The organism is Pseudomonas sp. NPDC087346, assembly GCF_044744235.1.
Lineage (GTDB): Bacteria > Pseudomonadota > Gammaproteobacteria > Pseudomonadales > Pseudomonadaceae > Aquipseudomonas.
Map to the genome: position 1 here is coordinate 6,061 of NZ_JBIUXX010000077.1, position 944 is coordinate 7,004.

Consider the following 944-nt stretch of genomic DNA (forward strand, 5'->3'; position numbering starts at 1 on the left):
GCGTAGCTACGGCCTCGGAGATCGCCGTTGTGGTAGTTGTAGATCAGGTTCTGGTCGTTGGTGTACGAGTGAACCGTTTCAACGTGACCGTTAATGATGCCGAACTTGTCATTCACAGCTTTCAGCACCGGCACGATGGCGTTGGTGGTGCAGGAAGCAGCAGACACGATCTTGTCGTCAGCGGTGATTTCACCGTGGTTGATGCCGTGCACGATGTTCTTCAGCTTGCCTTTGCCTGGCGCGGTCAGAACAACGCGGTCGATACCCGGGCACTGCAAGTGCTGACCCAGGCCATCGGCGTCACGCCATACACCCGTGTTGTCCACCAGCAGCGCGTCTTTGATCCCGTACTGGGTGTAATCCACCTCGGTAGGGTTCTTCGCGTAGATCACCTGGATCAGGTTACCGTTGGCGGTGATGGTGTTGTTTTCTTCGTCGATGGTGATGGTGCCGTTGAACGAACCATGTACCGAGTCGCGACGCAGCAGGCTGGCGCGTTTGGTCAGGTCGTTGTCGGCGCCTTTGCGCACCACGATGGCCCGCAGACGCAGACCGTCGCCACCACCGGTTTTCTCGATCAGGATGCGTGCCAGCAGACGGCCGATACGACCGAAGCCGTACAGCACAACGTCGGTGCCTTTACGGGCCGAAGCGTTTTGCTGGCCAACCACGTCAGCCATCTCTTCACGCACGAATTGTTCGGCGGTACGGCCGTTGCCTTCGTTGCGGAATTTGAACGCCAACTTGCCCAGATCCACCGAAGCCGCGCCGAGCTTGAGCTCGCTCATGGCTTTCAGCAGAGGGAATGTTTCGTGGACGGAGAGTTCGCTGTCATCGGAAGAACGATGGCGAGCAAAGCGGTGAGCTTTGAGAATCGCGATGACAGACTGGTTGATCAGGCTGCGGCCATAGATCGAGCTCACCACGTTGTTATTGCGGTAGAG

General features: G+C 57.8%; 1 protein-coding gene. It reads right to left on the reverse strand.

The annotated features are described in order from the left end of the window. Positions 1-944 (reverse strand): glyceraldehyde-3-phosphate dehydrogenase (locus ACIOZM_RS28170; protein ID WP_401220083.1); only part of this gene is annotated, 944 nt, incomplete at both ends.